The sequence below is a fragment of the Pseudomonas sp. CFBP 8758 genome (assembly GCF_014841725.1).
Classification (GTDB): Bacteria; Pseudomonadota; Gammaproteobacteria; order Pseudomonadales; family Pseudomonadaceae; genus Aquipseudomonas; species Aquipseudomonas baltica.
Genome location: NZ_JACYUK010000006.1, coordinates 77,875 through 90,398 on the forward strand (window position 1 = coordinate 77,875; position 12,524 = coordinate 90,398).

Here is a 12,524-nt window from a genome sequence, read left to right on the forward strand (position 1 = left end):
TTTTTTTGTCACTACCTGCCCAGGTGTCGACAATATGTCTGCCACGTCTGTTTCGTTGCACGTCCTGCCCAACAATGACGCTCCGCACGTTTCCAGTGTTGCGGGTGAAACCGAGACGCTTTCGGAAAACGTCTTCCGACGTATCCAGGCGGCCATCGTCAACGGCGAAATAGCCCCTGGCAGCAAGATTTCCGAGCCCGAACTGGCACGCACCTACGGCATCAGCCGCGGTCCCCTGCGTGAAGCCATCCACCGCCTCGAAGGCCAACGCCTGCTGGTGCGCATTCCGCACGTCGGTGCGCGGGTGGTATCGCTCAACCACGCCGAACTCATCGAACTCTACGAAATCCGCGAATCGCTTGAAGGCATGGCCTGCCGGTTGGCCGCCACGCGCATGAGCCAGGTGCAGATCGACGAACTGCGCGAGGTGCTGGCCACCCATGAGCGCGATGCCGCGTTCCAGGCCGGCGTCGGCTACTACCAACAGGAAGGCGATTTCGACTTCCACTACCGGATCATCCAGGGCAGCGGCAACAGCACGCTGGTGCAGATGCTGTGCGACGACCTCTACCAGTTGGTGCGCATGTACCGGATCCAGTTCTCGGCCACGCCCAACCGCCCCCATCAGGCTTTTGCCGAACACCACCGTATTCTCGACGCCATCGCCGAGCGCGATGGCGAATTGGCCGAGTTGCTCATGCGCAGGCACATCGCCGCGTCCAAGCGCAACATCGAGCGCCATTACCTGGAACCCAACCACAACAACACCCCAGGAGCCCAACCATGAATCAGCCGTCCAGCCCCGGCCAACGTTTCCGCCAGGCACTCGCCGAAGAGTCACCCCTGCAGGTGGTCGGCACCATCAACGCCAACCACGCACTGCTCGCGCAGCGGGCCGGCTTCAAGGCCATCTACCTCTCTGGAGGCGGCGTCGCGGCGGGCTCGCTGGGCCTGCCCGACCTGGGCATTACCGGCCTGGACGATGTGCTCACCGACGTGCGCCGCATCACTGACGTCTGCGAGCTGCCGTTGCTGGTCGATGTCGACACCGGTTTCGGCTCGTCGGCGTTCAACGTTGCGCGCACCGTCAAGTCGATGATCAAGTTCGGCGCGGCGGCCATGCACATCGAGGACCAGGTGGGCGCCAAACGCTGCGGCCATCGGCCGAACAAGGAAATCGTCTCACAGCAGGAGATGGTCGATCGCATCAAGGCGGCCGTGGACGCCCGCACCGACGACAGCTTCGTGATCATGGCGCGCACCGACGCCCTGGCGGTGGAAGGACTGGAGTCCGCCCTGGACCGCGCCGCCGCCTGCATCGAGGCGGGTGCGGACATGATCTTTCCCGAAGCCATCACCGAATTGCAGATGTACCAGCTGTTCGCCAGCCGGGTGAAGGCGCCGATTCTGGCCAACATCACCGAGTTCGGCGCCACTCCGCTGTTCACCACCGAGCAACTGGGTGGCGTTGGCGTGGGCCTGGTGCTTTACCCACTGTCTGCGTTCCGCGCCATGAACAAAGCGGCCGAGAACGTCTACACCGCGATACGCCGCGATGGCACTCAGCAGAATGTCATCGACACCATGCAGACTCGCATGGAGCTGTACGAGGCAATTGATTACCACGACTTCGAGCGCAAGCTGGACGCACTGTTTGCGCAGAAAAAATGATCACTGCATTCCAATAACAAATCCAAGATCGGAGAAAACTCATGGCCGAAGCAAAAGTACTCAGTGGCGCTGGCCTGCGTGGCCAAGTGGCCGGACAGACCGCCCTGTCGACCGTCGGCATGCCCGGTGCCGGGCTGACCTATCGTGGCTATGACGTGCGCGAACTGGCCGAACACGCGCTGTTCGAAGAAGTCGCCTACCTGCTGCTGCACGGCGAGCTGCCCACGCCTGCCGAACTGGCTGCCTACCAGGGCAAGCTGCGCAGCCTGCGCGACCTGCCGCAGCCGTTGAAGGAAGTGCTCGAACGCATTCCGTCGAGCACCCATCCGATGGACGTGATGCGCACCGGTTGCTCGTTCCTCGGCACCCTGGAGCCGGAACGCAACTTCGGCCAGCAGGAACACGTGAGCGACCGCCTGCTGGCGGCGTTCCCGGCGATGATGTGCTACTGGTACCGCTACAGCCACCATGGCGTGCGTATCAGCTGCAGCAGCGACGAAGAGACGTTCGCCGGGCACTTCCTGTACCTGCTGCATGGCAAGTCACCGAGTGAATTGCACAGCAAGGTGATGGACGTATCGCTGATTCTCTACGCCGAGCACGAATTCAACGCCTCGACCTTCACCGCCCGCGTCTGCGCATCGACCCTGTCGGACATGTATTCATGCGTGACCGCCGCCATCGGCTCGTTGCGCGGCCCGCTGCACGGCGGCGCCAACGAGGCGGCGATGGCGATGATCCAGAAGTTCGCTTCGCCCGAGGAGGCGGTGCGCGGCACCTTGGCCATGCTGGAGCGCAAGGACAAGATCATGGGTTTCGGCCATGCCGTCTACAAGGACAACGATCCGCGCAACGAGGTGATCAAGGGCTGGGCCAAGAAGCTGAGCGAAGAAGCCGGCGACAAGGTGCTCTACCCGGTGTCCGAGGCCATCGACAAGACCATGTGGGAACAGAAGAAGCTGTTTCCCAACGCCGACTTCTACCATGCCTCGGCGTACCACTTCATGGGCATCGCCACCGAACTGTTCACACCCATCTTCGTTTGCTCGCGGGTGACGGGCTGGGCGGCGCACGTATTCGAGCAGCGCGCGAACAACCGGATTATCCGGCCCAGCGCGGAGTATGTCGGCGTGGAACAGCGCGCATTCGTGCCCCTGGATCGTCGCTGACCTGGCGGGCCTCTTCGCGGGTAGATGGCTCGCCGCCCGCCCCGCTCCCACAATCCTCCGAATCTGGAGCTGGGTTTTATGTGGGAGCGGGCTCTGCCCGCGAAGGCCGCCCCGCCGAACTTTTGCCATGCCTGACCATGCCGTGCACCGTGAGCCGACCTGATGAACACACAACACCGCAAGTCCCTGCCGAACTCGCCACTGGACTATTACGACGCCCGAGAAGCCGTCGAAGCCCTCCAGCCAGGCGCCTACGCCACTCTGCCCTACACCTCCCGCGTACTCGCCGAAAACCTGGTGCGACGCTGCGACCCCACCACACTCGACGCCTCGCTGCGCCAGCTGATCGAGCGCAAGCGCGACCTGGACTTCCCCTGGTACCCGGCGCGTGTGGTGTGCCATGACATCCTCGGCCAGACCGCGCTGGTCGACCTCGCCGGCCTGCGCGACGCGATTGCCTCCCAGGGCGGCGACCCGGCGCTGGTCAACCCGGTGGTGCCGACCCAATTGATCGTCGATCACTCGCTGGCGGTAGAAAGTGCCGGCTTCGACCCCCAGGCGTTCGAGAAGAACCGCGCCATCGAAGACCGTCGCAACGAAGACCGCTTCCATTTCATCGACTGGACGCGCAAGGCCTTCAAGAACGTCGATGTCATTCCACCGGGCAACGGCATCATGCACCAGATCAATCTGGAGAAGATGTCGCCGGTCATTCAGGTTCGCGAAGGCGTGGCCTTCCCCGACACCTGCGTCGGTACCGACAGCCACACGCCCCACGTCGACGCGCTGGGGGTGGTTGCCATCGGTGTCGGCGGCCTGGAAGCCGAAAGCGTCATGCTCGGTCGTGCCTCGTGGATGCGCCTGCCCGAGATCGTCGGCGTCGAACTGACCGGGCAGCTGCAACCCGGCATCACCGCCACCGACATGGTGCTGGCCCTGACCCAATACCTGCGCCAGCAGAAAGTCGTCGGTGCCTACCTGGAATTCTTCGGCGAAGGCGCGCGCGAGCTGACCCTGGGCGACCGCGCCACCATCTCCAACATGGCCCCGGAATACGGCGCCACGGCGGCGATGTTCGCCATCGACCAGCAGACCATCGACTACCTGCGTCTGACCGGCCGCGAGGAGCAGCAAGTGCAGTTGGTCGAAGACTACGCGCGCCTTACCGGCCTGTGGGCCGACAGCCTGGACGCCGCCGTCTATGAACGCGACCTGAGCTTCGATCTGTCGGGCGTGGTGCGCAACATGGCCGGCCCGAGCAACCCCCACGCGCGGGTGGCGACCAGCGACCTGGCCGCCCAAGGTATCGCCGGCCCCTGGACCGACGTGCCAGGGCAGATGCCGGACGGCGCGGTGATCATCGCCGCCATCACCAGCTGCACCAACACCAGCAACCCGCGCAACGTGATCGCCGCCGGCCTCTTGGCGCGCAATGCCAACCGCCTGGGCCTGACCCGCAAGCCCTGGGTAAAATCATCCCTGGCACCGGGCTCGAAAACCGTGGCGCTGTACCTGGACGAAGCCGGCCTGACCGAGGAACTGGAAACCCTGGGCTTCGGCATCGTGGCGTTCGCCTGCACCACCTGCAATGGCATGTCCGGCGCGCTGGACCCGGTGATCCAGCAGGAGATCATCGAACGCGACCTGTATGCCACGGCGGTGCTCTCGGGCAACCGCAACTTCGACGGGCGCATCCACCCGTATGCCCGGCAGGCCTTCCTCGCCTCACCGCCTTTGGTAGTCGCCTATGCCATCGCCGGCACCATCCGCTTCGACATCGAAAAAGACGTGCTCGGGTTAGACCCGCAGGGTCAGCCCATTCGGCTCAAGGACATCTGGCCCAGTGACGAAGAAGTCAACGCCGTGGTCAAGTCGTCGGTGAAACCGGAGCAGTTCCGCCAGGTGTACATCCCCATGTTCGCCATTCACGAGGACACCGGGCCGAAGGTCGCGCCCCTCTACGACTGGCGCCCGGCGAGCACCTACATCCGTCGTCCGCCCTACTGGGAAGGCGCCCTGGCCGGCGAGCGCACGCTCAAGGGCATGCGCCCCCTAGCCGTGCTGCCGGACAACATCACCACCGATCACCTGTCGCCGTCCAACGCGATCATGCTCGACAGTGCTGCGGGCGAATACCTGGCCAAAATGGGTCTGCCCGAAGAAGACTTCAACTCCTACGCCACCCACCGCGGCGACCACCTGACTGCCCAGCGCGCGACGTTCGCCAACCCCAAGCTGTTCAATGAAATGGTGGTGGAAAACGGCAAGGTTCGCCAAGGCTCGCTGACCCGCCTGGAACCCGAAGGCCAGGTGATGCGCATGTGGGAAGCGATCGAAACCTACATGCTGCGCAAGCAGCCGCTGATCATCATTGCCGGGGCCGATTACGGCCAGGGTTCCTCGCGCGACTGGGCGGCCAAAGGCGTACGCCTGGCCGGGGTCGAGGCAATTGCCGCCGAGGGCTTCGAGCGCATCCACCGGACCAATCTGGTGGGCATGGGTGTGCTGCCGCTGCAGTTCGCTGCCGGCACCGACCGCAAGACCCTGGGTATCGACGGCACCGAGGTGTTCGACGTGATCGGCCGACTGACACCCCAGGCGCAGGTGACGCTGATCATCGAACGGCGCAATGGCGAGCGCCTGGAAGTGCCGGTGACCTGCCGACTGGACACTGCCGAAGAGGTCTCGATCTACGAAGCCGGTGGTGTGCTGCAGCGCTTCGCCCAGGATTTCCTGCAGGCCACCGCGCCTGCTCCCCATGCCGCCGGCGCTCACTGAGGACAGCTTCATGACGCAGATTCGCATTCCCGCCACCTACATGCGCGGCGGCACCAGCAAGGGCGTGTTCTTCAACCTCGCCGACCTGCCCGAGCCGGCGCGCCAGCCAGGGCCACTGCGTGACGCCCTGCTGCTGCGGGTGATCGGCAGCCCGGACCCGTACGCCAAGCAGATCGACGGCATGGGCGGTGCCACCTCGAGCACTAGCAAGACGGTGATCGTCAGCCCGAGCAGCCAGCCGGGGCATGACGTCGACTATCTGTTCGGCCAGGTGTCCATCGACAGCGCGTTCGTCGACTGGAGCGGCAACTGCGGCAACCTGTCCGCCGCCGTCGGCCCCTTTGCCATCAGTACTGGCCTGCTCGATCCTTCCCGCGTCCCCCACGACGGCATCGCCACGGTTCGCGTGTGGCAGGCCAATATCGGCAAGACGATCATCGCCCATGTGCCCATGAGCGGCGGTGTGGTGCAGGAAACCGGTGATTTCGAACTCGACGGCGTGACGTTCCCGGCCGCCGAGGTGCAACTGGAGTTCATCGATCCGGCTGCCGAGGCCGAGGGCGCGGCGGGGGCGATGTTTCCCACCGGCAACCTTATCGATGTGCTGGACGTGCCGAACGTGGGTCGTTTCGAGGCGACCCTGATCAACGCGGGCATTCCAACCATCTTCATCGACGCCGCCGCCCTGGGCTACAACGGCTGCGAACTGCAGGAGGCGATCAACGGCGATCCGCAGGCCCTCGCTCGCTTCGAAACCATCCGCGCCCATGGCGCGCTGCGCATGGGCCTGATCAGTCGCCTGGAGGATGCACAGACGCGCCAGCACACGCCGAAGGTCGCTTTCGTCGCACCACCGGCCAACTACCTTGCGTCCAGCGGCAAACCCGTTGCCGCTAGAGATATCGACCTGACCGTACGCGCCATGTCGATGGGCAAGCTGCACCACGCGATGATGGGCACTGCGGCGGTGGCCATCGGTACCGCCGCGGCCATCCCCGGCACCTTGGTCAACCGCGCGGCCGGGGGTGGCGTGCGCAGTACGGTGTGTTTCGGCCATCCCTCGGGCACGTTGCGTGTCGGCGCCCAGGCCAACGAAGTCGCGGGCCAGTGGCAAGTGACCAAGGCAATCATGAGCCGCAGCGCGCGAGTCTTGATGGAAGGCTGGGTACGCGTGCCCGCGCAGACCCTGGCCTAGCTGCGCGCATCCGGCCTTCAGCCCGGCAGTGCTTGCTGCCGGTAGCGCAGCCACACCGCACCGCCCTCCTGCACTTCGGCACTGTCCAGGGCCAGGTAGGTCGGCTGCTGCCATTGCCCGGCGTCGATCTCGAACGACGCCGGGTGCTCGCCGCGGCCGTCTACCAAGGGCAGCAGCAGGACACTGATTTCATCAACCAGCCCTGCGTTCACGAAAGAGCCACTGACGTGCGGTCCGCCTTCGACGACCAGGCGCTTGATGCCCAATTCACGGCCGAGAATGTCCAGCACTCGACTCAAGTCCAGGGTGTCCTGGCCGCCAAAAATGTAGGACACCTGGATCGACTGCAGATAGGCCAGGTAGTCGTCGCTGACGCCTTCGGTCAGTACTTCGACGATGTGCGAGTCCAGCGCCGTGTTGGATTTCCAACCGACCTTGCCCTTCGGGTCGATGGAAATGGCATAGGCGCTCGCCGCGCGATCGGCAAAATACGGGGTACGCGCAATCGGCCCGGTGGCCAGGCCGGACGGATAACCCTCGTCGTGGGCGATCTCCTGCATGGTCACCCGGCCACAGGCCCAGGCATCGAACTCGAACTGTTTGGCCAATTGCTCGTACAGCTCACCTGCGGCGTTCTTGAACGGCCGCGCCCAACCGTCGGTCAGCGCATGACCATCGACGGAAGACATCATGTGACAGATTACATAGGGCTTCATTGGCGGCTCCAAGGCGTTCGGTATGTCTATCACCGACCGGCGCCCCTGGCCGTTGGTTCAGCTTGAAGCGGCGCAGCTCATGTGCGTCGTCTGCCAGATTGGATCGGACTCGACGTCGAGCACCTCGAACCCTTGTTTCTGCCAGAAGGCGATGGCTCCGGGCAGGAATGGGTGAGTGTGCAGGTACAGGGTTCGCACACCTGCCGCACGCGCCTGCGCCAGCAGGGCTGCATACAGCGCCTTGGCCACGCCGGCGCCACGACAGCTGGGCGAAACGAACAACCGGACGACCTCGACGGTGGCTTCGAGCGGTAGCTGCAGCTGATTGAAGCGCTGGTCGTAGGGTAGGTAACCGATGCTGCCTACGATCTGACCCGCCTGCCAGGCCAGCAGAAAACAGCCTTGGGCGGAGCCCAGGTAAACCTCGGCAAAGCGCGCCAGGTCATCCGGCACCTGCGTGGCATCCAGCTGCGGAAAGATCGAGGCCCGCGCAGCCATGACGTAATCCAGGGTTGCAGCGACCTGATCCGATCGCACTGGGCGAATGTCTATCGCGTTCATGGAATCTGCTCTGCACATGAGATAACCCGCGCCAGTGGGAGGGGCTCAGAAAGCAAGTTTGAAACCGATCAGCAGCAGCATCACTGCCAGGCAAGGCCGCAGGATGTCGTCCGACACGCGCCCGGACAGATGGCTGCCCAGCCAGATGCCCGGCAGCGAGCCAAGCAGCAAATGGCCAAGCAACGACCAGTCCATGTTGCCCATACTGGCGTGGCCCATGCCCGCCACCAGGGTCAGGGGCACGGCGTGGGCGATCTCGGTGCCGACCAGGCGCCGCGTCGCCAGGAACGGATACAGCAGGAACAGGGCCACGGTGCCCAGCGCACCGGCGCCGATGGACGTGAGCGAAACCATCACACCAAGGACCACGCCGGTGATCACCGTCAGCCCGTTGAGGGTGCTGGCACTGAGGTTGTAGCGGTCGCCGGCATGGCGGCTGGCGAAGGCCTGCAGGCGCTTCTTGAAGAGGATGGCGAACGCGGTCAGGAACAGCACCGCAGCCAATGCCTGCTTGATCACCGCGCCCATGGCCTGCGGTTCGGCATCCAGGCTTTTCAGATACCAGAGCACCAGCGCCGCTGCGGGCACGCTGCCCAGCGCCAGCCAGCCGGTGATCTTCCAGTCGATGTTCTTGTTGCGCCCATGCACCCAGACGCCACTGGCCTTGGTGATGGCGGCATACAAAAGGTCCGTGCCAACGGCCGTGGCCGGATTGATGCCAAACCAGAGCAGGATGGGCGTCATCAGCGAGCCGCCGCCTACACCTGTCATGCCGACGATGAAACCGACCACCAGCCCGGCCACGGTGAAACCCCAGGTACCTACGTCCATTCTTACGTCCTACACATCAGATTCAGCATCGCGGGAGCGGTAGCCGGGCGGCAGGATAACAATTTCTGATATAGCCAATTATAACTATGAAGCATTAGCTTATAACCGCCACTCGATCACGCAAAGCAAGCCTGCACTTCATGACTGTCAACCTGAGCGCGACAGTCCTGCGCTGCAGGGACGATTTATCCCGGCGCGGCGAACGCATAATCTCTACCCATCGCACAGCACCTCCAACGCTGCGCCCCCCACCAGAATCGGGAGAACACCATGCTCGCACTTCGCAAAGCTTCGGACCGCGGTCTTGCCAATCATGGCTGGTTGCAATCCTTCCATACCTTTTCCTTCGGCCACTACCGCAACCCACAGGAGCAGGGCTTCTCCGACCTGTTGGTGATCAACGACGACCGGGTCAGCGCCGGCAAGGGCTTCGGTCAGCACCCGCACCGCGACATGGAGATCTTCTCCTACGTGCTGCAAGGCGCACTGGCGCACAAGGACACCCTGGGCACCGGCTCGGTCATTCGCCCGGGCGACGTGCAGCTGATGAGTGCTGGCCACGGCGTGGCCCACAGCGAGTTCAACCACAGCGATGTCGACCCCGTGCATTTCCTGCAGATCTGGATCGTGCCCGAGCAAGCAGGCGCCGAGCCTCGCTACCAGCAGGAACACTTCTCGCCCGAGCAGAAACGTGGCCGCCTGCAACTGATCATCTCGCCCGATGGCGCGCAAGGCTCGCTTGAAGTGCGCCAGGATGCGCGGGTCTACGCCGGCCTGTTCGACGGCGCGGAACAGGCCACGCTGACGCTGGCGGATAACCGCTACGCCTATGTGCACGTCGCCACGGGCAGCGTCGAACTCAACGGCCAGCGTCTGAATGAAGGGGATGGCGTGCGCCTGCGCGAGGAAACCGTGCTGCAGTTGACCAACGGGGTCGACGCCGAGGTGCTGGTATTCGACCTGCGCCCCAACGAGTTGCCGCAGATGCCATGACCGGGCTGTGCACCGGGGGCCGATCAATCCTGTCGATGACCGCATTGAAAAAAGCGATTGGCTTGACCCCGGTGTGGCGCGTACCTTCAAGGTCTGTATTTTTTTTGCAACGCCTGCATGGCGTTGGCAGTCGAAATGGTCATGCCCTTTACTGGTACCCCCGATGCACACCCCTGAGCGCACCCTGCACGATGGCTTCGCCCGCAAAGTCGATTACCTGAGGTTGTCGGTCACCGATCGCTGCGATTTTCGCTGCGTGTACTGCATGGCCGAAGACATGACGTTTCTGCCGCGCCAGCAGATCCTCAGCCTCGAGGAACTCGAGCAGGTGGCCGCAAGCTTCGTCGCCCTGGGGACTCGCAAGATTCGCCTGACCGGAGGGGAACCGCTGGTGCGCTCGGGCATCGTTGACCTGTGCCGACGCATCGCGGCCCTGCCCGGCCTGCAAGAACTGTGCATGACCACCAATGGCTCGCGCCTGGAAGCCCTGGCCCAGCCGTTGTTCGACGCCGGCGTCAAGCGCCTGAACATCAGCCTGGACAGCCTCGATCCAGCGCGTTTTCGTGAGCTCACTCGTACCGGCGACCTGAACAAGGTAATTGCCGGCATCGACGCGGCCAACGCGGCCGGATTCCACCATACCAAGCTCAACTGCGTGGTCATGCAGGGTCGCAACGACGACGAAGTCGTCGACCTGGTGACCTTTGCCATCGACCGCGGCCTGGACATTTCCTTCATCGAGGAGATGCCCCTGGGGGCCATCAGCGAGCACAGCCGCGCCGAAGCCTTCTACTCGAGTGATCAGGTACGCGCACGCATCGCCGAGCGTTACGAGCTGCTGCCGTCCGCCGACTCCACCCAGGGCCCGTCGCGCTACTGGCGCATCCCCCAGGCGCCGGGCACGCGCATCGGTTTCATTTCCCCGCACAGCCACAACTTCTGTGCGACCTGCAACCGCGTGCGCCTGACCGTCGAAGGCCGTCTGCTGCTGTGCCTGGGCAACGAGCATTCGGCAGACTTGAAAAGCGTGCTGCGCGAGCACCCCGGCCAACCCGAGCTGCTCGAGCAGGCGATTATTCAGGCCATGCAGCTCAAGCCGTGGAGCCACAACTTTCGCCTCGACGATGACGTGCAGGTAGTGCGCTTCATGAACATGACTGGCGGCTGAGTGCGGGCGCTGGTCTGTGGCATTGTTCTGCTTTTCTTATAAACCCGTTTGAAAATGCAACTTATCAAATCAGTGCACAGGGCCGACAATCACTCTGTGCCGTCGCTGTGTGTCCGGTACGTTGAGCGGTGCCATCCGCTTCCTACAAGAACAAGGCCACCGGCCGCCCTACCGAGGACTCCTTCATGCAAGACGTCGTTATCGTTGCCGCCACACGCACCGCCGTCGGCAGTTTCCAGGGCTCGCTGGCGAGCGTACCCGCCGTCGAGCTGGGCGCTGCGGTGATTCGCCGACTGATCGCACAGACCGATCTGGATCCTGCACAGGTCGACGAGGTCATTCTTGGGCAGGTGCTTACCGCGGGCGCCGGGCAAAACCCCGCGCGCCAGGCGGCGATGTTCGCCGGCCTGCCCAGCGCCGTGCCGGCCATGACGTTGAACAAGGTCTGCGGTTCAGGGCTCAAAGCCGTGCACCTGGCCGCCCAGGCCATCCGCTGCGGCGACGCCGAGGTGATCATCGCCGGCGGCATGGAGAACATGAGCCTGGCGCCCTACCTGCTGCCGGCCGCACGCACCGGTCTGCGCATGGGCAATGCCGCGCTGGTCGACAGCATGATCAAGGACGGCCTGTGGGATGTCTTCAACGACTATCACATGGGCATTACCGCAGAAAACCTGGCCGAACAGCACGGCATCAGCCGCGAAGCCCAGGATGCGTTCGCTGCGCAGTCCCAGCAAAAGGCCGTGGCGGCCATCGAAGCCGGTCGTTTCGGCGATGAAATCACCCCCATTGCCGTGCCCCAGCGCAAAGGCGAGCCCGTGCAGTTCGCTGTAGACGAGCAGCCCCGTGCCGACACTACGGCGCAAAGCCTGGGCAAGCTCAAGCCGGCCTTCAAAGCCGACGGCAGCGTCACCGCTGGCAATGCGTCGTCGCTCAACGATGGCGCCGCGGCCGTGCTGCTCATGAGTGCGACCAAGGCCCAGGCACTGGGCCTGCCGGTGCTGGCACGCATTGCCGCCTATGCCAATGCCGGCGTGGATCCGGCGGTGATGGGCATCGCTCCGGTGTCGGCCACTCGCCGCTGCCTGGAGAAGGCCGGCTGGAGCCTCGAGCAACTGGACCTGATCGAAGCCAACGAAGCCTTCGCGGCGCAGGCGCTGTCGGTTGGCCAAGTGCTGGGCTGGGACGCCGACAAGGTCAACGTCAACGGCGGCGCCATTGCCCTGGGTCACCCGATAGGGGCTTCCGGCTGCCGGGTACTGGTCACCTTGCTGCACGAGATGCTGCGTCGCGATGCCAGCAAGGGGCTGGCCACCCTGTGCATTGGCGGTGGGCAAGGTGTAGCCCTGGCTCTGGCGCGAGACTGATCCGGCAGCAGGCAACACGCACTGGCCAGCGTGTGGTGAATGGATGGAGAATGGCACGCTCAGCCTTGGTGTAGT

General features: G+C 64.1%; 11 protein-coding genes. 8 read left to right on the forward strand and 3 right to left on the reverse strand.

Features of this window, described 5'->3' with window-relative positions:
• The first annotated feature begins 34 nt into the window (after window positions 1-34).
• From IFT75_RS14350 to prpF, 5 genes are all read left to right on the forward strand, one after another.
• Window positions 35-787: a GntR family transcriptional regulator gene (locus IFT75_RS14350; RefSeq protein ID WP_244646817.1), complete on the forward strand. Its 753-nt coding sequence runs from the start codon at window positions 35-37 to the stop codon at window positions 785-787.
• Window positions 784-1,671 carry a methylisocitrate lyase gene (prpB, locus tag IFT75_RS14355; protein WP_122477799.1) on the forward strand — a complete coding sequence of 296 codons (888 nt, stop codon included), beginning with the start codon at window positions 784-786 and terminating at the stop codon, window positions 1,669-1,671. The genes IFT75_RS14350 and prpB overlap by 4 nt, the downstream gene beginning before the upstream one ends.
• 41 nt (window positions 1,672-1,712) lie before the next feature.
• On the forward strand, window positions 1,713-2,840 hold the full coding sequence (gene prpC, locus IFT75_RS14360) for a bifunctional 2-methylcitrate synthase/citrate synthase (RefSeq protein ID WP_122477797.1): 1,128 nt from the start codon (window positions 1,713-1,715) through the stop codon (window positions 2,838-2,840).
• 162 nt (window positions 2,841-3,002) lie between these two features.
• On the forward strand, window positions 3,003-5,618 hold the full coding sequence (gene acnD / locus IFT75_RS14365; RefSeq protein ID WP_192055298.1) for a Fe/S-dependent 2-methylisocitrate dehydratase AcnD: 2,616 nt from the start codon (window positions 3,003-3,005) through the stop codon (window positions 5,616-5,618).
• Window positions 5,619-5,628: 10 nt separating this feature from the next.
• Window positions 5,629-6,813 carry a 2-methylaconitate cis-trans isomerase PrpF gene (gene prpF / locus IFT75_RS14370; RefSeq protein WP_192055300.1) on the forward strand — a complete coding sequence of 395 codons (1,185 nt, stop codon included), beginning with the start codon at window positions 5,629-5,631 and terminating at the stop codon, window positions 6,811-6,813.
• A gap of 17 nt (window positions 6,814-6,830) precedes the next feature.
• Here prpF and IFT75_RS14375 read toward each other — a convergent pair whose 3' ends face one another.
• From IFT75_RS14375 to IFT75_RS14385, 3 genes are read right to left on the reverse strand one after another with little or no spacing between them, the layout of a single operon-like run.
• On the reverse strand, window positions 6,831-7,529 hold the full coding sequence (locus IFT75_RS14375) for a dihydrofolate reductase family protein (protein ID WP_192055301.1): 699 nt from the start codon (window positions 7,527-7,529) through the stop codon (window positions 6,831-6,833).
• Window positions 7,530-7,586: 57 nt separating this feature from the next.
• Window positions 7,587-8,090 (reverse strand): GNAT family N-acetyltransferase, encoded by a 504-nt coding sequence (locus IFT75_RS14380; protein ID WP_192055303.1) that lies wholly within the window; start codon window positions 8,088-8,090, stop codon window positions 7,587-7,589.
• A 45-nt stretch (window positions 8,091-8,135) separates the two neighbouring features.
• Window positions 8,136-8,921 (reverse strand): sulfite exporter TauE/SafE family protein, encoded by a 786-nt coding sequence (locus IFT75_RS14385; protein WP_122477789.1) that lies wholly within the window; start codon window positions 8,919-8,921, stop codon window positions 8,136-8,138.
• A 270-nt stretch (window positions 8,922-9,191) separates the two neighbouring features.
• Here IFT75_RS14385 and IFT75_RS14390 point away from each other — a divergent pair, with 270 nt between their 5' ends.
• From IFT75_RS14390 to IFT75_RS14400, 3 genes are all read left to right on the forward strand, one after another.
• On the forward strand, window positions 9,192-9,914 hold the full coding sequence (locus IFT75_RS14390; RefSeq protein WP_192055305.1) for a pirin family protein: 723 nt from the start codon (window positions 9,192-9,194) through the stop codon (window positions 9,912-9,914).
• A 163-nt stretch (window positions 9,915-10,077) separates the two neighbouring features.
• On the forward strand, window positions 10,078-11,082 hold the full coding sequence (moaA, locus tag IFT75_RS14395; RefSeq protein ID WP_185793216.1) for a GTP 3',8-cyclase MoaA: 1,005 nt from the start codon (window positions 10,078-10,080) through the stop codon (window positions 11,080-11,082).
• A 185-nt stretch (window positions 11,083-11,267) separates the two neighbouring features.
• Entirely contained in the window at window positions 11,268-12,449 is a 1,182-nt protein-coding gene (locus IFT75_RS14400; RefSeq protein ID WP_192055307.1) for an acetyl-CoA C-acetyltransferase, read from the forward strand.
• Window positions 12,450-12,524 lie beyond the last annotated feature (75 nt).

What these genes read in the sequence shown, in the direction of transcription:
- prpF (WP_192055300.1), top strand. Translation starts at nt 5,629, where the DNA reads ATGACGCAGATTCGCATTCCCGCCACCTACATGCGCGGCGGCACCAGC.
- IFT75_RS14375 (WP_192055301.1), bottom strand. Translation starts at nt 7,529, where the DNA reads ATGAAGCCCTATGTAATCTGTCACATGATGTCTTCCGTCGATGGTCAT.
- moaA (WP_185793216.1), top strand. Translation starts at nt 10,078, where the DNA reads ATGCACACCCCTGAGCGCACCCTGCACGATGGCTTCGCCCGCAAAGTC.
- IFT75_RS14390 (WP_192055305.1), top strand. Translation starts at nt 9,192, where the DNA reads ATGCTCGCACTTCGCAAAGCTTCGGACCGCGGTCTTGCCAATCATGGC.
- acnD (WP_192055298.1), top strand. Translation starts at nt 3,003, where the DNA reads ATGAACACACAACACCGCAAGTCCCTGCCGAACTCGCCACTGGACTAT.
- prpC (WP_122477797.1), top strand. Translation starts at nt 1,713, where the DNA reads ATGGCCGAAGCAAAAGTACTCAGTGGCGCTGGCCTGCGTGGCCAAGTG.
- IFT75_RS14400 (WP_192055307.1), top strand. Translation starts at nt 11,268, where the DNA reads ATGCAAGACGTCGTTATCGTTGCCGCCACACGCACCGCCGTCGGCAGT.
- IFT75_RS14380 (WP_192055303.1), bottom strand. Translation starts at nt 8,090, where the DNA reads ATGAACGCGATAGACATTCGCCCAGTGCGATCGGATCAGGTCGCTGCA.
- prpB (WP_122477799.1), top strand. Translation starts at nt 784, where the DNA reads ATGAATCAGCCGTCCAGCCCCGGCCAACGTTTCCGCCAGGCACTCGCC.
- IFT75_RS14385 (WP_122477789.1), bottom strand. Translation starts at nt 8,921, where the DNA reads ATGGACGTAGGTACCTGGGGTTTCACCGTGGCCGGGCTGGTGGTCGGT.
- IFT75_RS14350 (WP_244646817.1), top strand. Translation starts at nt 35, where the DNA reads ATGTCTGCCACGTCTGTTTCGTTGCACGTCCTGCCCAACAATGACGCT.